Source organism: Enterobacter cloacae complex sp. P47BA (assembly GCF_014930485.1).
Lineage (GTDB): Bacteria > Pseudomonadota > Gammaproteobacteria > Enterobacterales > Enterobacteriaceae > Enterobacter > Enterobacter bugandensis.
Genome location: NZ_JADBRF010000003.1, coordinates 37,788 through 56,330 on the forward strand (window position 1 = coordinate 37,788; position 18,543 = coordinate 56,330).

General features: G+C 55.3%; 20 protein-coding genes. 14 read left to right on the forward strand and 6 right to left on the reverse strand.

The genetic code is table 11. From position 1 onward, the window contains the following. Window positions 1-67: 67 nt before the first annotated feature. The 5 genes from aaeX (at window position 68) to IM299_RS04950 (ending at window position 5,046) form a co-directional block, all read left to right on the forward strand. Window positions 68-271, forward strand: a complete 204-nt coding sequence (gene aaeX / locus IM299_RS04930) for a p-hydroxybenzoic acid efflux pump operon protein AaeX (RefSeq protein ID WP_003860416.1) — start codon at window positions 68-70, stop codon at window positions 269-271. A 7-nt stretch (window positions 272-278) separates the two neighbouring features. Then, a complete protein-coding gene (aaeA, locus tag IM299_RS04935) occupies window positions 279-1,211 on the forward strand; it encodes a p-hydroxybenzoic acid efflux pump subunit AaeA (protein WP_028014599.1) in 933 nt (310 codons plus the stop codon). A gap of 5 nt (window positions 1,212-1,216) precedes the next feature. Beyond that, window positions 1,217-3,184, forward strand: coding sequence for a p-hydroxybenzoic acid efflux pump subunit AaeB (gene aaeB / locus IM299_RS04940; protein ID WP_047367037.1), 1,968 nt, complete (start codon window positions 1,217-1,219; stop codon window positions 3,182-3,184). Between the two features lie 89 nt (window positions 3,185-3,273). Further along, window positions 3,274-4,728, forward strand: coding sequence for an NAD-dependent succinate-semialdehyde dehydrogenase (locus IM299_RS04945; RefSeq protein ID WP_193357114.1), 1,455 nt, complete (start codon window positions 3,274-3,276; stop codon window positions 4,726-4,728). A gap of 45 nt (window positions 4,729-4,773) precedes the next feature. Beyond that, window positions 4,774-5,046, forward strand: a complete 273-nt coding sequence (locus IM299_RS04950) for a barstar family protein (protein WP_028014596.1) — start codon at window positions 4,774-4,776, stop codon at window positions 5,044-5,046. A gap of 61 nt (window positions 5,047-5,107) precedes the next feature. Here IM299_RS04950 and yhcN (IM299_RS04955) read toward each other — a convergent pair whose 3' ends face one another. From yhcN (IM299_RS04955) to argR, 3 genes are all read right to left on the reverse strand, one after another. After that, window positions 5,108-5,374, reverse strand: coding sequence for a peroxide/acid stress response protein YhcN (yhcN, locus tag IM299_RS04955; RefSeq protein ID WP_028014595.1), 267 nt, complete (start codon window positions 5,372-5,374; stop codon window positions 5,108-5,110). A gap of 110 nt (window positions 5,375-5,484) precedes the next feature. After that, window positions 5,485-5,748 carry a peroxide/acid stress response protein YhcN gene (yhcN, locus tag IM299_RS04960; protein ID WP_014885423.1) on the reverse strand — a complete coding sequence of 88 codons (264 nt, stop codon included), beginning with the start codon at window positions 5,746-5,748 and terminating at the stop codon, window positions 5,485-5,487. A gap of 374 nt (window positions 5,749-6,122) precedes the next feature. Then, window positions 6,123-6,593, reverse strand: coding sequence for a transcriptional regulator ArgR (gene argR, locus IM299_RS04965; RefSeq protein WP_008502836.1), 471 nt, complete (start codon window positions 6,591-6,593; stop codon window positions 6,123-6,125). A 397-nt stretch (window positions 6,594-6,990) separates the two neighbouring features. Between argR and mdh the strand changes: the two genes are divergently transcribed. Further along, a complete protein-coding gene (gene mdh / locus IM299_RS04970; protein ID WP_028014594.1) occupies window positions 6,991-7,929 on the forward strand; it encodes a malate dehydrogenase in 939 nt (312 codons plus the stop codon). Between the two features lie 88 nt (window positions 7,930-8,017). Here the strand turns inward: mdh and degS are convergent, their stop codons facing one another. The 3 genes from degS to zapG all read right to left on the reverse strand — a co-directional run bounded on the left by degS (window position 8,018) and on the right by zapG (window position 11,114). Next, a complete protein-coding gene (gene degS, locus IM299_RS04975) occupies window positions 8,018-9,085 on the reverse strand; it encodes an outer membrane-stress sensor serine endopeptidase DegS (protein WP_028014593.1) in 1,068 nt (355 codons plus the stop codon). 92 nt (window positions 9,086-9,177) lie between these two features. Continuing rightward, on the reverse strand, window positions 9,178-10,545 hold the full coding sequence (gene degQ, locus IM299_RS04980; protein WP_048960843.1) for a serine endoprotease DegQ: 1,368 nt from the start codon (window positions 10,543-10,545) through the stop codon (window positions 9,178-9,180). Window positions 10,546-10,715: 170 nt separating this feature from the next. Next, on the reverse strand, window positions 10,716-11,114 hold the full coding sequence (zapG, locus tag IM299_RS04985; RefSeq protein ID WP_010436126.1) for a Z-ring associated protein ZapG: 399 nt from the start codon (window positions 11,112-11,114) through the stop codon (window positions 10,716-10,718). A 189-nt stretch (window positions 11,115-11,303) separates the two neighbouring features. Between zapG and zapE the strand changes: the two genes are divergently transcribed. From zapE to IM299_RS05025, 8 genes are all read left to right on the forward strand, one after another. Next, window positions 11,304-12,428 (forward strand): cell division protein ZapE, encoded by a 1,125-nt coding sequence (gene zapE, locus IM299_RS04990; RefSeq protein ID WP_060572031.1) that lies wholly within the window; start codon window positions 11,304-11,306, stop codon window positions 12,426-12,428. A 292-nt stretch (window positions 12,429-12,720) separates the two neighbouring features. Further along, window positions 12,721-13,149: a 50S ribosomal protein L13 gene (gene rplM / locus IM299_RS04995; protein ID WP_006178824.1), complete on the forward strand. Its 429-nt coding sequence runs from the start codon at window positions 12,721-12,723 to the stop codon at window positions 13,147-13,149. A 15-nt stretch (window positions 13,150-13,164) separates the two neighbouring features. Then, complete coding sequence (gene rpsI / locus IM299_RS05000) at window positions 13,165-13,557, forward strand: 30S ribosomal protein S9 (RefSeq protein WP_003860436.1); 393 nt, start codon at window positions 13,165-13,167, stop codon at window positions 13,555-13,557. 307 nt (window positions 13,558-13,864) lie between these two features. Next, complete coding sequence (gene sspA, locus IM299_RS05005; protein ID WP_014071978.1) at window positions 13,865-14,503, forward strand: stringent starvation protein SspA; 639 nt, start codon at window positions 13,865-13,867, stop codon at window positions 14,501-14,503. 5 nt (window positions 14,504-14,508) lie between these two features. After that, window positions 14,509-15,009, forward strand: a complete 501-nt coding sequence (sspB, locus tag IM299_RS05010) for a ClpXP protease specificity-enhancing factor (protein WP_028014588.1) — start codon at window positions 14,509-14,511, stop codon at window positions 15,007-15,009. A gap of 102 nt (window positions 15,010-15,111) precedes the next feature. Next, entirely contained in the window at window positions 15,112-15,894 is a 783-nt protein-coding gene (nanR, locus tag IM299_RS05015; RefSeq protein WP_193357115.1) for a transcriptional regulator NanR, read from the forward strand. A gap of 122 nt (window positions 15,895-16,016) precedes the next feature. After that, window positions 16,017-16,910 carry an N-acetylneuraminate lyase gene (gene nanA, locus IM299_RS05020; RefSeq protein ID WP_193357116.1) on the forward strand — a complete coding sequence of 298 codons (894 nt, stop codon included), beginning with the start codon at window positions 16,017-16,019 and terminating at the stop codon, window positions 16,908-16,910. A gap of 112 nt (window positions 16,911-17,022) precedes the next feature. Next, window positions 17,023-18,513: an MFS transporter gene (locus IM299_RS05025; protein WP_047364731.1), complete on the forward strand. Its 1,491-nt coding sequence runs from the start codon at window positions 17,023-17,025 to the stop codon at window positions 18,511-18,513. The last annotated feature ends 30 nt before the right edge of the window (window positions 18,514-18,543 follow it).

An 18,543-nucleotide genomic window follows, 5' to 3' on the forward strand; every position in this document is an offset into this window, starting at 1 on the left:
CTAGCTCTCCTGCGATGGCGTGCGCTAAAAAATTCTGAAGCCTGCACTCTCTCTTATCAAGGTCAACATGAGTCTGTTTCCCGTTATCGTGGTGTTCGGTCTGTCGTTCCCACCGATATTTTTCGAGCTTCTTTTATCACTGGCGATCTTCTGGCTGGTGCGCAAGGTGCTGGTCCCGACTGGGATCTACGATTTCGTCTGGCACCCTGCATTGTTCAATACCGCGCTGTATTGCTGCCTGTTTTACCTGATATCGCGCATGTTTGTCTGAGGTTGATGTGAAAACGCTAACAAGAAAAATCTCCCGCACCGCCATTACCATGGCGCTGGTTATCCTCGCGTTCATCGCTATTTTTCGCGCCTGGGTTTATTACACCGAATCACCGTGGACGCGTGACGCGCGCTTTAGCGCCGATGTGGTGGCAATTGCCCCCGACGTGGCCGGCCTTATCACGGCGGTTAACGTTCACGATAACCAACTGGTGAAGAAAGATCAGGTCCTGTTCACCATCGACCAGCCTCGTTACCAGAAGGCGCTGGAGGAAGCAGAAGCAGACGTGGCCTATTACCAGGCGCTGGCCGCAGAGAAACGCCGAGAGGCAGGCCGTCGTAACCAGCTGGGCGTTCAGGCCATGTCCCGCGAAGAGATTGACCAGTCCAACAACGTGCTGCAAACCGTGCTGCACCAGTTAGCGAAAGCGCAGGCAACGCGCGATCTGGCGAAGCTCGACCTGGAGCGTACCGTGATCCGCGCGCCGGCCGATGGCTGGGTGACCAACCTGAACGTCTATGCCGGGGAGTTTATCACCCGTGGCTCAACCGCCGTGGCGCTGGTTAAACAGAACTCCTTCTACGTGCTCGCCTATATGGAAGAGACCAAGCTGGAGGGCGTTCGTCCGGGTTATCGCGCAGAAGTCACGCCGCTTGGCAGCAACCGCGTCTTTAAAGGTACCGTCGATAGCGTTGCCGCAGGGGTAACCAACTCCAGCAGCTCTAACGATGCCAAAGGGATGGCGACGGTAGATTCTAACCTGGAGTGGGTGCGTCTGGCGCAGCGCGTGCCGGTACGTATTCATCTGGATGAGCAGCAGGGCAACCTGTGGCCAGCGGGTACCACGGCGACGGTGGTGATCACCGGAGAAAAAGATCGGGATGCCAGCCAGGACTCCCTCTTCCGTAAAATTGCCCATCGCCTGCGCGAGTTTGGTTAATCGCCATGGGTATCTTTTCCATCGCCAGTCAGCACATTCGCTTCGCCGTGAAGCTGGCGTGCGCCATCGTGCTGGCGCTGTTCGTTGGCTTCCACTTCCAGCTTGAAACCCCTCGCTGGGCGGTGCTGACCGCCGCGATTGTCGCGGCGGGCCCTGCCTTCGCCGCGGGTGGAGAACCCTACTCTGGTGCGATCCGCTATCGCGGGATGCTACGTATCATCGGGACGTTTATCGGCTGTTTCGCGGCGCTGACCATTATTATTCTGATGATCCGCACGCCGCTGCTGATGCTAATGGTGTGCTGCATCTGGGCGGGCTTCTGCACCTGGGTCTCGTCTCTGGTAAAAGTGGAGAACTCATACGCCTGGGGGCTGGCGGGCTATACCGCGCTGATCATTGTCATCACCATCCAAAGCGAACCGCTGCTCGCGCCGCAGTTTGCCGTGGAGCGCTGCAGCGAGATTGTGATTGGTATTGTCTGCGCGATCGTGGCTGACCTGCTTTTCTCCCCGCGCTCGATCAAGCAAGAGGTGGATCGCGAGCTGGACGCGCTGATCGTTGCCCAGTACCAGCTGATGCAGCTGTGCATTAAACACGGCGACAGCGAAGAGGTGGATAAAGCCTGGAGCGGGCTGGTTCGTCGTACGCAGGCGCTGGAAGGGATGCGCAGCAACCTCAATATGGAGTCGTCTCGCTGGGCGCGGGCGAATCGTCGCCTTAAAGCCCTGAATACCGTCTCCTTAACGCTGATTACCCAGGCGTGCGAAACCTATCTTATCCAGAACACCCGCCCGGAATCGGTCACCGACACGTTCCGTGAGCTGTTTGCCGAGCCGGTAGAGACCGTACAGGACGTGCATAAGCAGCTTAAGCGCATGCGCCGGGTGATTGCCTGGACCGGGGAGCGCGAGACGCCGGTGACGATCTACACCTGGGTTGGGGCCGCAACGCGCTATCTGCTGCTTAAGCGCGGCGTGATCGGTAACACCAAAATCAGCGCGGCGGAAGAAGAGGTGCTCCAGGGCGAAGTGGTGATCAAAGCGGAGTCTGCCGAGCGCCATCACGCGATGGTCAACTTCTGGCGTACCACGCTTGCCTGTATGCTCGGCACGCTGTTCTGGCTGTGGACGGGCTGGACGTCCGGCAGCGGCGCGATGGTGATGATTGCCGTCGTGACCGCACTGGCGATGCGTCTGCCTAACCCGCGCATGGTCGCCATTGATTTCCTTTACGGCACCATCGCCGCGCTGCCGATAGGCGCGCTCTATTTCCTGGTCATCATCCCGTCGACGCAGCAGAGCATGCTGCTGCTCTGTATTAGCCTGGCGGTGATGGCGTTCTTTATCGGCATTGAAGTGCAAAAGCGCCGCCTGGGATCGCTGGGGGCGCTGGCGAGTACGATTAACATCATCGTGCTGGATAACCCGATGACCTTCCACTTCAGCCAGTTCCTCGACAGCGCGCTGGGTCAGCTGGTGGGCTGCTTCCTGGCGATGATGGTGATTCTGCTGGTCCGGGATAACTCGCAGGCGCGGACGGGGCGCGTATTGCTGAACCAGTTTGTATCGGCTGCCGTGTCGTCGATGACTACCAATACCGCGCGTCGTAAAGAGAACCACCTGCCCGCGCTCTACCAGCAGCTGTTTTTACTGCTGAACAAGTTCCCGGGCGACATAGCGAAGTTCCGCCTGGCGTTAACCATGATTATCGCGCACCAGCGTCTGCGCAACGCGCCGGTGCCGATCAACGACGATCTCTCGGCCTTCCACCGTCAGCTGCGTCGTACCGCCGACCATGTGCTTTCCGCCAGCAGTGACGACAAACGCCGTCGTTACTTTACCCAACTGCTTGAAGAACTGGATATTTATCAGGAAAAACTCAAGCACTGGCAAGCGCCGCCACAGGTGACCGAGCCGGTAGGGCGGCTGGTGTTTATGCTGCATCGCTACCAGAATGCCCTCACGGATAACTGACTGAAGTAAAAAAACCGACGCCAAAAGCGCCGGTTTTTTTGTGGCTATACTTATTCCAGCACGTACTTACATTCAGGAAGGGAGGACACATGACGACTCAGGCGCTTCAGGACAACACCCTTTTTCAGACCGGCTATCTGGTCGACGGCATCTGGAAAACGCTGGACACAACGTTTGATGTGCTGAACCCCGCGACCGGTGAGGTCATCGCTAAAGTTGCGAAAGCGGGGAAAGCGCAAACCGAAGAAGCGATCGCAGCGGCCACCAAAGCCTTCCCGGCATGGCGTGCCAAAACCGCGAAAGAGCGTTCGGCGATTCTGTACCGCTGGTACGAACTGATTATTGAAAATAAAAGCTGGCTCGGGCGGTTAATGACCACCGAGCAGGGCAAGCCCCTGAAAGAGGCGGAAGGGGAAGTGGAGTATGCCGCCAGCTTTATCCAGTGGTTCGCCGAAGAGGCCAAGCGCGCGAACGGTGAAATTATTCCGCCAATCAAGCCCGGCTCGCGCATTCTGGCGACCCGTGAGCCCATCGGCGTCGTCGCGGCCATCACGCCGTGGAACTTCCCGATGGCGATGCTCACCCGCAAGCTAGGCCCGGCGCTGGCAGCCGGGTGTACCGGTGTCATCAAACCGGCCAATAACACGCCGCTCAGCGCCTTTGCGCTGCTGACGCTGGCAAAACAGGCGGGCGTGCCCGACGGTGTGCTCAACGCGGTGGCCGGAAATACCCATGAAATCAGCGATGCGATCATGGCCAGCCACGACGTGCGTAAAATCTCCTTTACCGGTTCGACCTCCGTCGGCAAAACGCTGGTGCGCAACGCCGCAGAAACCATGAAAAAAGTCTCGATGGAGCTGGGGGGAAATGCTCCGTATATCGTCTTTGAGGATGCCGACATCGAGGCTGCGGTAAAAGGCGCAATTGCCAATAAATTCCGCAATGCCGGGCAGGTCTGCGTCAGCGTGAACCGCTTCTACATTCAGGAAACCGTCTACGACAAGTTTGTGAATAAGCTCGCAGATGCGGTTAATGCCCTTAAGGTGGGGAATGGCCTTGAGGACGGCGTCGTCGTCGGGCCGCTGATTGAATCCGCCGCGGTCGACAAGGTCCGTGAGCATGTTGAAGATGCTGTCACACGAGGGGCGACCGTGCTGGCAGGCGGCAAACCCCATCCGCTGGGCGGTAATTTCTGGATGCCAACCGTGCTGGGCGACTGTCACGAAGGCATGAAGCTTGCAGAAGAAGAGACGTTTGGTCCGGTTGCGGCGTGTTTCCGCTTCACCTCGGAAGATGAAGTTATCCAGCGTGCGAATAACACGCCTTATGGGTTGGCGGCTTACTTCTACACCCAGAACCTTTCCCGGGTTTTCCGCGTTTCACAGGCCATCGAGAGCGGGATGATTGGCATTAACGAGTTCGCCGTTTCCACCGAGCTGGGGCCTTTCGGCGGAGTAAAAGAGTCCGGTCTTGGACGTGAGGGATCCGTGCTGGGGCTGGAAGAGTATCTGGAAGTTAAAACCCTGCATATCGGGGGATTATAATAGACTGGGCGGCATCTGCCGCCCGCCTGGACTGGGTGGCTGGCAATGAAAACCTATACTTTTGATTTTGACGAAATCGACAGTCAGGAAGACTTTTATCGGGAATTTATCCGGGCGTTTGATCTTGAACGGGAAAGCGTGACCAATCTGGATACGCTGTGGGACGTGGTCACCGGCAGCATGCTGCCGCTACCGCTGGAGATTGAGTTTATCCATCTGCCCGATAAGTTGCGCAGACGTTTCGGCGCGCTGATATTACTCTTCGATGAAGCGGAGGAAGAGCTTGAAGGACAGCTTCGCTTTAACGCGCGGCATTAAATGAAAAAAGCCCCTGACCACGAGGCCAGGGGCAAGTCGTATGATGAGATACGACGAGGGTTTATTTATACAGTTCAGCCGTGGCGTGCCAGTGGTCACCCTGATTCAGTTCGGTGACGCGATAGCTGCTGGCGCCTGCTTTTTCAGCTTTGGCGGCAAGTTCCTGACGAATGTCCATCGGGGAGCCGGTGACTGACGTCACGGAGACGCTGCCCATTGGCTGTAGATTTTGTGCCTGATCGGCATTCACTTGCTGTACGGCTGCGCTTGCGCCGAAAGAGAGAGCGGATGCCAGACCCAGGGTTGCGATGATCAATTTGGTTTTCATAGTCTTTACTCCTGAACAGGTTTTTTGCTCAACGGCGAGAAGGGTTGAACTGCTATTTTTATGCCTGGTGCCGTTGAGTGGAGAGTTATGTCTTCAGTGATTACTTAAACTTATTTGTACAGCTCGGCGGTAGCGTGCCAGTGGTCACCGGAACGCGCTTCGATAATGCGATAGGATGACGCACCTTTTTCTTCCGCTTTTTTGTTCAGCATCTCATGCATGTCCATTGGAGACGTGCCAACAGCGCCGACAGAAACCGTACCGATTGCCTCACGGGATTGCGCCTGGTCAGCATTAATAGCGTCAGCCGCGAAAGCACCGAAGGACAGGACAGACAGGACGCTCAGCGCCGCTACAGTAGTTTTGATTTTCATGATTCTTACCTCGTCGAATTTTTTAGTGGGGTCTTGTTTCGTGACCCTCATCACAAAATCAAGTATACACTAATAACGTAAAAAATTAATACCAGACTAATGGTTTCCCTTGTTATTACGTGTTAAACACGCTTTTTTTTATAACCTAATTGCATAATGTTGGGTGTTTTATGAGCAATTTGTGTTGGTATTTATAAGAAAATCATAGGGATAATGCTTTTTGATTTTTTGTGCGATTTGCGGGATTGTTATTCACTGGATGAATGTTAATGAGTGGTAAAAAGCACTAATCGTCAAAGCAAGGGCAGTGAAATAAAGGGGGAAATGATGCGAGATCAGAATGATCCCCGCAGCGGAGCTACGGGGAGAGCGCATTACAGTTCCTGTTCGAACAGAACCAGAATCGCTTCGTGGAGATCCTTCACGGAGAAACCGCTAGCCGGGGTGGTAAAGATGGTGTCATCACCGGCAATGGTGCCGAGGATACCCTCTGTTTTACCTAACGAGTCCAGCATGCGGGCAATCAGCTGCGCGGCACCCGGGCTTGTGTGGATGACCACAACGGCGTCGTTATAGTCGATATCCAGAACCAAATTCTTGAGCGGGCTGGAGGTGGTCGGCACGCCAAGTTCAGCCGGCAGGCAATAGACCATCTCCATCTTGGCGTTGCGGGTACGCACCGCGCCAAACTTGGTTAACATGCGGGAGACTTTCGACTGGTTGATGTTATCGAAGCCTTGTTCCTGCAGCGCCTGAACAATTTCTCCCTGAGAACTGAATTTCTCTTCTTTAAGTAGCGCCTTGAACGCTTTTACCAATTCTTCTTGCTTAGACGAGCTTCGCATAAGTCACCCGGAATATGACGAAAGAAACAACATTATTATGCATGTGGATGAATTTTTATGCAAATTATCTGCTCAACGGCAGGCTGAAATAATGTTATGAAAGGGAGTGATTTTATCAGATTTCGTTATCAGAAAACATGCCTGGGTCACGCCGCGCAAATAAGCTTAAAAGTAAATTAAATGTTATCAAAATGATGTTGTTTTGGTGGCGTGGCAGGGTGTATTGTAACCACCTCTTAATTCGTTGCCATCTGTTGTCAGATAGCTTTCTGGTGAGAGATAAAGTCGTGTGACCTCAAATTCTTTAGCTTCGAAAATTGTAATTAAAGACATGCTGATTTAAGGTCGCGGCAACGGATTTACAGATACTTAAGTTAACCATAATAAGGAGTTTAGGATGAAAGTCGCAGTCCTCGGCGCTGCTGGTGGTATCGGCCAGGCGCTTGCCCTACTACTGAAAACCCAACTGCCTTCAGGCTCAGAACTCTCCCTGTACGATATTGCTCCGGTAACCCCTGGCGTGGCGGTTGACCTGAGCCACATCCCGACCGCTGTAAAAATCAAAGGCTTCTCCGGTGAAGATGCGCGTCCTGCGCTGCAGGGTGCTGACGTGGTCCTGATTTCTGCAGGCGTGGCGCGTAAGCCAGGCATGGATCGTTCAGACCTGTTCAACGTCAACGCGGGCATCGTGAAAAACCTGGTGCAGCAGATCGCTGAAGTGTGCCCGAAAGCATGCATCGGTATCATCACTAACCCGGTGAACACCACCGTTGCTATCGCAGCCGAAGTGCTGAAGAAAGCGGGTGTGTACGACAAAAACAAACTGTTCGGCGTGACCACGCTGGATATCATCCGTTCCAACACCTTCGTTGCTGAGCTGAAAGGCAAACAGCCAACAGAAGTGGAAGTGCCGGTTATCGGCGGCCACTCTGGCGTGACTATTCTGCCTCTGCTGTCCCAGATCCCGGGCGTGAGCTTCACCGAGCAGGAAGTGGCTGACCTGACCAAACGAATCCAGAACGCGGGCACCGAAGTGGTGGAAGCGAAGGCGGGTGGCGGTTCTGCAACCCTGTCTATGGGCCAGGCGGCTGCACGTTTCGGTCTGTCACTGGTTCGCGCCCTGCAGGGCGAGAAAGGCGTTGTTGAATGTGCTTACGTTGAAGGCGACGGCGAACATGCCCGCTTCTTCTCTCAGCCGCTGCTGCTGGGCAAAAACGGTATTGAAGAGCGTAAGCCTATCGGTACGCTGAGCGCGTTTGAGCAAAACGCGATGGAAGGCATGCTGGACACGCTGAAGAAAGATATCACTCTGGGTGAAGAGTTCGTTAACAAGTAAAACGAAGTGTCTCCCGTAGGCCGGGTAAGCGTTAGCGCCACCCGGCAAAAAAACCGAAGCCAGTAAGTGCTTCGGTTTTTTTATGGGGTTAATTTGTTGCCGGGTATTCCTGAATCGTCACGTGCAGCGTCATTTTCTTATCGTTGCGCATAATTTCCACAGGGATGATCGAGCCAGGGCGAATTTCGGCTACCTGGTCCATCGTCTCCAGGGCAGAGACTGCCGGCGTGCCGTTGACCGACACGATGACATCATTAACCTGAATCCCCGCGTTAGCCGCCGGGCCACCCGGTGCCACCTCGTTGACGACGATGCCCTGAATCTGATCGATACCGCCGCCCTGAGTATGCATTGGCGCAATTTCGCGCCCGCCGATACCGATATAGCCGCGGATCACGCGTCCGTCGCGGATCAGCTTATCCATAATCTTGGTCGCCAGCTGGAACGGAATAGCAAAGCCGATCCCTTCCGGCGTCTCGCCGTCGTTGCTTTTATCGAACGAGAGGGTGTTGATGCCCATCAGTTCGCCCAGCGAGTTGACCAGCGCGCCGCCGGAGTTGCCGTGGTTGATTGACGCATCCGTCTGCAGGAAGTTCTGCCGTCCTGACGGGTTGAGGCCGATTCGACCGGTCGCGCTGATAATTCCCTGCGTGATGGTCTGGCCCAGGTTGTACGGGTTACCGATCGCCAGCACCACATCGCCGATGTGCGGCGTACGTTTACGGTTGATCGGAATGACCGGCAATCCGCCCGTGGCGTTAATCTTCAGCACGGCCAGATCGGTCAGGCTGTCTGAACCCACAAGCAACGCCTCAAACACGCGGCCATCCTGCAGGGCGACGATGATCTGGTCGGCATCGTTGATCACGTGTTTGTTCGTAATAATGTATCCGCGCTCGTCCATAATCACCCCGGAGCCAAGGGTGCGGATCTCAAGCTGGTTATGTGCTGAGCTGTTGAGGCCGCGGTTATAAACGTTAACCACGGCAGGGGCGGCACGGCGAACGGCCTGGTTATAGGTCGCCGGCGTTTCATCCGTGCTGTCGAACTGGGGGGCAGACAGCTTGTTAAACTGACGCAAAGACGGCATCGCCAGCAGCAGCAGGCCAGCGACAATCAAACCGATGACAATGGAACGTAAGAGCTTTAAAAGCATGATGCGCGTGTCGTGAAAAAAGGAACGATTTGCAGCATAACATGAGTTATCCGGACATCACACGCAGCGGTGATGTCCGGGATCGCAAATGCTTAGCGCAACAGAATGTAGATAGACTCATTGCCACGCATGACCTGCAGGGCAATGACCGCCGGTTTGCTCTCCAGCACCTTGCGCAGTTCGGCAATGGACTGCACGCGATTGCGGTTCACGCCAATGATGACATCTTCCTGATGCAATCCGGCCTGCGCGGCAGGGCTGCTCTTCTCGACGGTGTCCAGGCGAATGCCTTTCGTACCGTCTTTCAACTGCCCATCGCTTAGCGTTGCCCCTTGCAGCGCCGGGGCGATAAGCTCCGCGCTGGCAGAGGACGAGGTGCTTTTATCCAGCGTCACTTCGACGTTCAGCGGCTTACCGTCACGGATCAGGCCCAGCTTCACTTTGGCCCCCGGTTCGGTGGTGGCGATACGCGAACGCAGTTCAGCAAAGCTGCTCAGCGGCTTGTCGTTAAGGCTGACGATCACATCGCCCGATTTGATGCCTGCTTTTGCCGAGCCGGAGTTTGGCAGCACTTCACTGACAAACGCACCGCGCTGCACGTTGATATTGAACGCTTTCGCGATATCCGCGCTCATCTCCATGCCTTTAATACCCAGCAGTCCACGTTTGACTTCGCCGAACTGGATTAGCTGCTGCGCCAGCGTTTTAGCCATATTGCTCGGGATCGCAAAGCCAATCCCAATGCTGCCGCCGCCCGGAGCCAGAATTGCCGTGTTAATGCCAATCAGCTCGCCGTTAAGGTTGAGTAATGCCCCGCCGGAGTTGCCCCGGTTGATTGAGGCATCGGTCTGGATGAAGTTTTCCAGACCTTCCAGATTCAGGCCACTGCGTCCCAGCGCCGAGATTATGCCGGAGGTGGCGGTTTGACCTAAACCAAAGGGATTGCCCACGGCGACGGCAAAATCACCGACGCGCAGCTTGTCGGAATCCGCAATGGCAATCTGGGTCAGGTTGCTCGGGTTCTGCACCTGCAATAGCGCGATGTCGCTCTGATCATCGCCGCCAATCAGTTTGGCATCAAATTCACGACCATCGTTCAGCTGGACGCTGATTTTATCGGCCTGGCTGATGACATGATTATTGGTCAGGATATAGCCTTTAGCCGCATCAATGATGACGCCAGAGCCCAGGCCTTCAAAAGGCTGAGCCTGCTGGTTGGGGGACTCATCGCCAAAATATTTTTTCAGTTCTTCCGGTACGCGCTGGCTTTGAACCGCCGTGCCTTCTACCTGAACGCTCACGACCGCGGGCAACACTTTTTCCAGCATCGGCGCGAGGCTGGGAGTGGCTGCCTGTCCCGGCACCTGCGAAGGCAGCGCCGCACCGGCAGGGAAGGACGCCGAGAGAGATAACCCGACACTTAACGCTATAGCGCTCAACAGCTGGTTTTTTTTCTTCATTGATGCTGACTCTCGTATCCTGGAATGAAAGAAGAACGGCCCAAAATCATGATGATGTTATTGAATTTTATACCGCTGAACAATGAGGTGTTTGACTAAATAATAGCTGGGGACGGGAAGAAAGGACGGGCGCAAGAGATGCGCCCGTAAAATATATTTATGTTGTGCGATTAATCGCGTTTTGCGCCACCGCGCAGCAGGCCGGACGCGCCGTCAGAGTAGTCGCGTGGCATCTGAACCGGAGCCTGATCGTTACCCGCTTCTGAGTCGGCCAGACGGTTGCGGAACGGGTTAGTCTCCGCGGTCATTTCCGGCAGCAGGCTGCTGGAGCTTTTCGCCATATGCTGATACAGCTGACGGTAGTCGGTCGCCATGTTGTCCAGCAGCTCAGCGCTACGGGCAAAGTGGCTGACCAGCTCTTCGCGATACTCTTCCAGCTCTGCTTTATTCTTTTCCAGTTCGTACTGCAGTGACTGCTGCTGACGCAATTTGCGGTTACCGAAACGCATGGCCACAGCACCGATCACGATGCCGACGACTAAACCGATTAGCGCATATTCCCAGGTCATGAACTTCTCCCGTTGTCTTGTTGTTCCGTAGGGTGTTGGCTCGGCTCCTGCCTGTGCCTGATAATGCCACTATAACCGCTATTTCCGCAGAAGTGGAATCCTGACGTATCATCGCGTAGTGTAGAACGGCCTTTTTTTCATCAGTCACGCCTGCTGATGAGCATTAATTGAAGGAATAACAATAAGATTATGCAAATCCTGTCCCCTGCATCGCGATATCAACTGGCCCTGAATGAGGGTACTCATCAGCCTGATGACGTTCAACGTGAGGCGGTAAACCGTCTGGAGATGATTTATCAGGCGCTCACGGCAAAACCTGCTGAAGTAGAACAGAGTGGTGGGCTCAAAGCGGCCTTTGGCCGACTGCTCGGCAAAAAAGCGCCGCAGGCTCAGGCTCCGGTGCGCGGTTTATATATGTGGGGCGGCGTCGGTCGCGGAAAAACCTGGCTGATGGATCTGTTTTATCTCAGCCTGCCGGGGGAGCGTAAACAGCGCCTCCACTTCCATCGCTTTATGCTGCGGGTGCATGAAGAGCTGACAGCGCTGCAGGGCAAAAGCGATCCGCTGGAGATTGTGGCTGACAGGTTCAAGGCGGAAACGGACGTGCTCTGCTTCGATGAGTTTTTTGTTTCTGACATTACCGACGCCATGCTGTTAGGCGGACTGATGAAAGCGCTGTTTGCCCGCGGGATCACGCTCGTTGCCACGTCGAATATCCCGCCGGATGAACTCTATCGCAACGGCCTGCAGCGGGCGCGTTTCCTGCCAGCTATTGATGCTATCAAACAGCATTGCGACATCATGAATGTCGATGCCGGTGTCGATTATCGTCTGCGTATGTTAACGCAGGCGCACCTGTGGCTTTCGCCGTTAAACGCCGATACCGCTCGCGAGATGGATAAACTCTGGCTGGCGCTGGCGGGCGCAAAACGCGAAAACGCACCGACGCTGGAGATTAACCATCGCCCGTTACCCACCCTTGGCGTAGAAAACCAGACGCTGGCGGTCTCTTTTGCGACGCTCTGCGTGGATGCCCGCAGCCAGCATGACTATATTGCACTTTCGCGCCTGTTCCACACCGTGATGATGCTGGATGTGCCGGTGATGACGCGGCTGATGGAGAGCGAAGCGCGGCGCTTCATTGCGCTGGTGGACGAGTTTTACGAGCGCCACGTCAAGCTTGTCGTCAGCGCCGAGGTGCCTTTATATGAGATCTACCAGGGCGAGCGGCTGAAGTTTGAGTTCCAGCGCTGCCTCTCGCGCCTGCAAGAGATGCAGAGCGAAGAGTATCTCAAGCGTGAGCATATGCCCTAATCAATGCTCCTCTCTCCCACTGGGAGAGGGGCTGGGAGTGAGGGCACCAGACCGCACAAACGCGCCCCCCGAAAAACCCATTCCAAATCACATTTAAGGGTCGATCTTTGACCTCAACTTCTCTATAATCTTGCGACCCCACGTTACGAGAAGGTTTTTTTCCCGAAACTTTCTATGTGTCGGCATGTGCTATTCGAAGGGGTAGGTTTGCCGGACTTTGTCGTGTGAACCTCAACTGACTAAACGTTTGGGTGTTCACCAACGTGTAACTTATTATTTGGGTAAGCTTTTAATGAAAACTTTTACAGCTAAACCAGAAACCGTACAGCGCGACTGGTATGTTGTTGACGCGACCGGTAAAACTCTGGGCCGTCTGGCTACTGAACTGGCTCGTCGCCTGCGCGGTAAGCATAAAGCGGAATACACTCCGCACGTTGATACCGGTGATTACATCATCGTTCTGAACGCTGACAAAGTTGCTGTTACCGGCAACAAGCGTACTGACAAAGTGTACTACCACCACACCGGCCACATCGGTGGTATCAAAGAAGCGACCTTTGAAGAGATGATTGCCCGCCGTCCTGAGCGTGTGATTGAAATCGCGGTTAAAGGCATGCTGCCAAAAGGCCCACTGGGTCGTGCTATGTTCCGTAAACTGAAAGTTTACGCAGGCAACGAGCACAACCACGCGGCACAGCAACCGCAAGTTCTTGACATCTAATCGGGATTATAGGCAATGGCTGAAAATCAATACTACGGCACTGGTCGCCGCAAAAGTTCCGCAGCTCGCGTTTTCATCAAACCGGGCAGTGGTAAAATCGTAATCAACCAGCGTTCTCTGGAACAGTACTTCGGTCGCGAAACTGCCCGCATGGTAGTTCGCCAGCCGCTGGAACTGGTTGATATGGTAGAAAAACTGGATCTGTACATCACCGTTAAAGGTGGTGGTATCTCCGGTCAGGCAGGTGCGATCCGTCACGGTATCACCCGCGCTCTGATGGAGTACGACGAATCCCTGCGTTCTGAACTGCGTAAAGCTGGCTTCGTTACTCGTGACGCTCGTCAGGTTGAACGTAAGAAAGTGGGTCTGCGTAAAGCACGTCGTCGTCCACAGTTCTCCAAACGTTAATCCATTCTGCTTACGCAGAACGATTGGCGAAAAACCCGCTTCGGCGGGTTTTTTTATGGATAATGCGCAGGTTATCCACAGTAACATTTCATATATCTTCTCTTTTTCCACATTTCCGGCATCCCCTCACCACAAAGCCATCAAAATCTGGTAAACTATCATCCAATTTTCTGCCCAAATATCGGTGAATACTCGATTTTTGTTCGATTCTTGAACAATGTGTCTTCTCTGGGATGGGCGATACTTCATCTGGCTGGCCCCGTTGGGCTGGTAGCAGTAAAAATTCTGAATATACCTGGAGGTTTTCATGGCTGTCGCTGCCAACAAACGTTCGGTAATGACGCTGTTTTCTGGTCCTACTGACATTTATAGCCATCAGGTTCGTATCGTGCTGGCCGAGAAGGGTGTCAGTTTTGAGATCGAGCATGTGGAAAAGGATAACCCGCCTCAGGATCTGATCGATCTCAACCCGAGCCAAAGCGTACCGACGCTGGTGGATCGCGAGCTGACCCTGTGGGAATCCCGTATCATTATGGAATACCTGGATGAGCGTTTCCCGCATCCGCCACTGATGCCTGTTTATCCTGTTGCGCGTGGTGAAAGCCGCCTGTACATGCAGCGTATCGAGAAAGACTGGTACACACTGATGAACGTCATCGTCAACGGTTCCTCTTCAGAAGCAGATGCTGCGCGTAAACAGCTGCGTGAAGAGCTGCTGGCCATTGCGCCGGTATTTGGTCAAAAACCGTTCTTCCTGAGCGACGAGTTCAGCCTGGTGGATTGCTATCTGGCCCCGCTGCTGTGGCGTCTGCCAACCCTGGGCGTGGAGTTCAGCGGCCCGGGCGCGAAAGAGCTGAAAGGCTATATGACGCGCGTCTTTGAGCGCGACTCTTTCCTGGCATCCTTAACTGAACCGGAGCGCGAAATGCGTCTCGGCCGAGGCTAATGACTGTGGAAATGTCACAACTTACCCCACGCCGTCCGTATCTGCTGCGCGCCTTCTATGAATGGCTGCTGGATAACCAGCTCACGCCGCACCTGGTTGTGGATGTGACGTTGCCGGGCGTGCAGGTTCCAATGGAATACGCACGCGACGGACAGATTGTACTGAATATTGCGCCACGTGCAGTGGGTAACCTGGAGCTGGCAAACGACGAAGTGCGCTTTAATGCGCGTTTCGGCGGCGTGCCGCGTCAGGTTTCCGTTCCGCTGGCTGCGGTTCTGGCTATCTACGCCCGTGAAAACGGTGCAGGCACTATGTTCGAGCCGGAAGCGGCGTATGATGAAGAGGTTGCCAGCCTGAATGACGATGAGGCATCCGATGAACGCGAAAGCGACCCGGTAATGTCTGTGATTGATGGCGACAAGCCCGATCGTCAGGACGACGACGAGGGTCCCGATGATGAACCGCCACCGCGCGGTGGTCGTCCCGCACTGCGCGTTGTGAAATAAACAAACAGGCCCGACGGGCCTGTTTTGCTTTCTGCCCCTTTTCGCCCCCTCTAATTTCCTGTGTTATGATGCAGCGTTTTCCTTCAATGGCACCGGACTGCAATGAAACTGACCGATCGTAACGCTGAAAACTCAGATGAAACCCTTGGCCGCAGCCTGCGTCGCCGACCGCTGACGCGCAAAAAGCTGTCGGATATGGTGGAAGAAGAGCTGGAGCAGATGATCCGCCGGAAGGAATTTGCCCAGGGAGAGCAACTGCCCTCCGAGCGCGAGCTGATGGCGTTCTTCAACGTGGGCCGCCCCTCGGTGCGCGAAGCGCTGGCGGCGCTGAAGCGTAAAGGTCTGGTACAGATTAACAACGGTGAACGCGCCCGCGTCACCCTGCCGTCTGCCGATACCATCATCAGCGAGCTGTCGGGGATGGCGAAAGATTTTCTGACCCAGCCCGGTGGTATTGCCCATTTTGAGCAGCTCCGTCTGTTCTTTGAATCCAGCCTCGTGCGTTATGCCGCAGAGTACGCCACGGACGATCAGATTGCGCGGCTGACGAAAGCGCTGGAGATCAACAGCCAGTCCCTGGATGACAACGCGCTGTTCATTCGATCCGACGTCGATTTTCACCGCGTGCTGGCGGAGATCCCCGGCAACCCAATCTTCAACGCGATCCACGTTGCGCTGCTCGACTGGCTAATCGCGGCGCGTCCTACAGTGCCGGACGCTGAGCTTTATCAGCATAACGAAGCCAGCTATCGCCAGCATATCGCGATCGTTGACGCGATCCGCCGCCGCGATCCCGATGAAGCCGATCGGGCGTTGCAAACTCACCTCAACAGCGTTTCCGCTACCTGGCACGCCTTCGGCCAGCATTCAAAAGTTAAAAAGTAACGATCCTTTAGTGAAGCAGATCGCACTATAAGCGTTCTGTATTCCACTGCTGCTTAATTGATCTGGTATAACAGGTATAAAGGTATATCGCTATAACAAACACACGAATGATTGAGGTATCTATGGCAACGCAACTCCGCGGCGTAATGGCCGCACTTCTGACTCCGTTTACCCTACAGCAGGCGCTGGATAAGGAGAGCCTGCGCCGTCTGGTGCAGTTCAATATTGCGCAGGGCATCGACGGGCTTTATGTCGGCGGTTCAACGGGGGAAGCCTTTGTCCAAAGCCTTTCTGAACGCGAGCAGGTGATGGAGATCGTGGCGGAGGAGGCGAAAGGAAAAATCACGCTTATTGCCCACGTTGGCTGCGTGAGCACCGCGGAAAGCCAGCAGCTGGCCACCGCTGCTGCCCGCCTGGGCTTTGACGCGGTGTCCGCCGTCACGCCGTTTTATTACCCCTTTAGCTTTGAAGAACATTGCGATCATTACCGTGCAATTATTGATTCGGCGGATGGTCTGCCGATGGTGGTCTACAACATCCCGGCGTTAAGCGGCGTGAAGCTAAGCCTGGATCAGATCAACACTCTGGTGACGCTGCCCGGCGTCGGCGCGTTAAAACAAACCTCCGGCGATCTGTTCCAGATGGAGCAGATCCGTCGTGAGCATCCGGATCTGGTGCTCTACAACGGCTATGACGAAATCTTTGCCTCCGGCCTGCTGGCCGGCGCTGACGGGGGGATCGGCAGCACCTACAACATTATGGGCTGGCGCTACCGGGCTATCGCCAACGCGGTTCGTGAGGGGGATAACGCCACCGCACAGCGCCTGCAAAGCGAATGCAACAAGGTCATCGACCTGCTGATTAAAGCCGGGGTCTTCCGTGGTCTGAAAACGGTTCTGCACTACATGGACGTGGTGTCCGTGCCGCTGTGCCGTAAACCGTTTGCTCCTGTAGACGAGAAATTCGTGCCGGCGCTGAAGGCGCTGGCGGAGCAGTTAATGGCGGAAAAACGCTAACGCACTGCCGGATGGCGCGTCGCTTATCCGGCCTACAAAAACGCGATACGTAGGCCGGATAAGGCGCAGCCGTCATCCGGCAAAACGACAGAGAAATCGTCGGGAGAGTGAAATGAGTAAGTCTACCCAAAGCATCCCGTGGTACCGCCATCTAAGCCGCCCTCAGTGGCGCGCCTTCTCTGCCGCCTGGCTGGGATATCTGCTTGATGGCTTCGATTTTGTTCTGATTGCCTTAGTCCTGACAGAAATTAAAAGTGAATTTGGCCTCACGACCGTTGAAGCGGCGAGCCTCATTTCGGCGGCCTTTATTTCGCGCTGGTTCGGCGGCCTGCTGCTGGGCGCCATGGGCGACCGCTATGGCCGCAAGCTGGCAATGATAACCAGCATCGTACTCTTCTCCTGCGGTACACTGGCCTGCGGTTTTGCGCCGGGTTACGTCACCCTGTTTATCGCCCGCATGGTGATTGGTATGGGGATGGCGGGGGAATACGGCTCCAGCGCAACCTACGTAATCGAAAGCTGGCCGAAACACCTGCGCAATAAGGCGAGTGGTTTTCTGATTTCTGGCTTCTCCATCGGTGCCGTGGTTGCGGCCCAGGTCTACAGCCTTGTCGTGCCCGTTTGGGGCTGGCGAGCGCTGTTCTTTATCGGCATCCTGCCCATCGTCTTTGCCCTGTGGCTGCGGAAAAATATTCCGGAGGCTGAAGACTGGAAAGCGAAGCACGAAGGTCAGGCGCCGGTACGTACAATGGTTGATATTCTTTATCGCGGCAAATACCGCCTGATCAATATGGCGATGACGCTGTTTGCCGGCACGGCGCTGTGGTTCTGCTTTGCCGGCGAACTCAACAACGCCGGGCTGGTGGTTATTCTCGGCCTGCTGTGCGCCATTGTGTTTATCAGCTTTATGGTGCAAAGCAGCGGTAAACGCTGGCCTACGGGCGTCACGCTGATGGTTGTCGTGCTCTTCGCGTTCCTCTACTCCTGGCCGATTCAGGCGCTGTTACCTACGTATCTGAAAACCGATCTGGCCTATGATCCGTCAACGGTGGCGAAGGTGCTGTTCTTTAGCGGCTTCGGCGCGGCTGTAGGCTGCTGCGTGGGTGGTTTTCTCGGCGACTGGTTGGGCACCCGGAAGGCCTACGTCTGTAGCCTGCTGGCCTCACAACTGCTGATCGTTCCCGTCTTTGCGATCGGTGGCGCAAATGTCTGGGTGCTGGGCCTGCTGCTCTTTTTCCAGCAGATGCTGGGGCAGGGGATCTCGGGGATCTTACCGAAACTCATCGGTGGTTATTTCGACACCGACCAGCGTGCGGCGGGTCTGGGCTTTACCTATAACGTCGGCGCGCTGGGCGGGGCGATCGCCCCGGTGATTGGCGCGCTGCTGTCGCAGAATATGGCGCTGGGCACAGCCCTGGGATCGCTCTCCTTCGGCCTGACCTTTGTGGTGATCCTGCTGATTGGACTGGATATGCCGTCCCGCGTTCAGCGCTGGCTGCGGCCGGAGGCGATTCGAACCCACGACGCCATCGACGGTAAACCTCTCAGCGGAGCCGTCCCGTTTGGCGGCGATAAAAACGCTTTAGCCAAAAGCAAAAGTTAATCCGCTGGAAAAAGCGGCAGGGCGTTAGCT

Coding starts and splice junctions, on each gene's coding strand:
- mdh (WP_028014594.1), top strand. CDS start 6,991: ATGAAAGTCGCAGTCCTCGGCGCTGCTGGTGGTATCGGCCAGGCGCTT.
- degS (WP_028014593.1), bottom strand. CDS start 9,085: ATGCTTTTAAAGCTCTTACGTTCCATTGTCATCGGTTTGATTGTCGCT.
- argR (WP_008502836.1), bottom strand. CDS start 6,593: ATGCGAAGCTCGTCTAAGCAAGAAGAATTGGTAAAAGCGTTCAAGGCG.
- nanA (WP_193357116.1), top strand. CDS start 16,017: ATGGCAACGCAACTCCGCGGCGTAATGGCCGCACTTCTGACTCCGTTT.
- IM299_RS05025 (WP_047364731.1), top strand. CDS start 17,023: ATGAGTAAGTCTACCCAAAGCATCCCGTGGTACCGCCATCTAAGCCGC.
- rplM (WP_006178824.1), top strand. CDS start 12,721: ATGAAAACTTTTACAGCTAAACCAGAAACCGTACAGCGCGACTGGTAT.
- aaeX (WP_003860416.1), top strand. CDS start 68: ATGAGTCTGTTTCCCGTTATCGTGGTGTTCGGTCTGTCGTTCCCACCG.
- rpsI (WP_003860436.1), top strand. CDS start 13,165: ATGGCTGAAAATCAATACTACGGCACTGGTCGCCGCAAAAGTTCCGCA.
- IM299_RS04945 (WP_193357114.1), top strand. CDS start 3,274: ATGACGACTCAGGCGCTTCAGGACAACACCCTTTTTCAGACCGGCTAT.
- IM299_RS04950 (WP_028014596.1), top strand. CDS start 4,774: ATGAAAACCTATACTTTTGATTTTGACGAAATCGACAGTCAGGAAGAC.
- zapG (WP_010436126.1), bottom strand. CDS start 11,114: ATGACCTGGGAATATGCGCTAATCGGTTTAGTCGTCGGCATCGTGATC.
- yhcN (WP_028014595.1), bottom strand. CDS start 5,374: ATGAAAACCAAATTGATCATCGCAACCCTGGGTCTGGCATCCGCTCTC.
- zapE (WP_060572031.1), top strand. CDS start 11,304: ATGCAAATCCTGTCCCCTGCATCGCGATATCAACTGGCCCTGAATGAG.
- degQ (WP_048960843.1), bottom strand. CDS start 10,545: ATGAAGAAAAAAAACCAGCTGTTGAGCGCTATAGCGTTAAGTGTCGGG.
- yhcN (WP_014885423.1), bottom strand. CDS start 5,748: ATGAAAATCAAAACTACTGTAGCGGCGCTGAGCGTCCTGTCTGTCCTG.
- sspA (WP_014071978.1), top strand. CDS start 13,865: ATGGCTGTCGCTGCCAACAAACGTTCGGTAATGACGCTGTTTTCTGGT.
- nanR (WP_193357115.1), top strand. CDS start 15,112: ATGAAACTGACCGATCGTAACGCTGAAAACTCAGATGAAACCCTTGGC.
- aaeB (WP_047367037.1), top strand. CDS start 1,217: ATGGGTATCTTTTCCATCGCCAGTCAGCACATTCGCTTCGCCGTGAAG.